Here is a 483-nt window from a genome sequence, read left to right on the forward strand (position 1 = left end):
TGTAATGCTTTTTCAAGTTCGTTGTTTTCAAGTATTTGTTCTGCTTTGTCTTGGTTTTCTTTTTCTTTTTTGAGGTATTCGATAAGTTCTTCAGGGGAGAGTAAATCAAGAGTAGAAGAATTTATAACATCTTCTTTAACTGCTGCTAAAGTTTGCTTTCTGCTTTCTAATTCACTAAGTTTTAATACCCCATCCATATTTTCATCTTTTTGTATAGTGTTATTAAGCTCATTTTCTATACTGTCTCTGTTTTGATTTAAGGTTTTAGCATAAGAAATAGTTCCTATAGCATTAACCGAAAGCACTTCTCTTCCTTTATTTTGAAAAATCCCATAAACTCCGTATCCTGCTGAAGTGTTTTGCTTTTCTTTATCATCAAGCATTCCATCTTGATTATAATCAGCTTTTAAATAGCCTCTTTGATAAGCTATATCGCCAAACCAGCCAGATACAAAATCCCCCGCTTCTCCTTTTAAAACAAGA

Annotated in this window: 1 protein-coding gene; it reads right to left on the reverse strand. The window is 32.5% G+C overall.

Annotated features, from left to right (window positions below):
• Nucleotides 1–483 (reverse strand): hypothetical protein (locus DMB91_RS08975; RefSeq protein ID WP_185900272.1); only part of this gene is annotated, 483 nt, incomplete at both ends.

The sequence above is a fragment of the Campylobacter sp. MIT 97-5078 genome (assembly GCF_006864455.1).
Classification (GTDB): Bacteria; Campylobacterota; Campylobacteria; order Campylobacterales; family Campylobacteraceae; genus Campylobacter_D.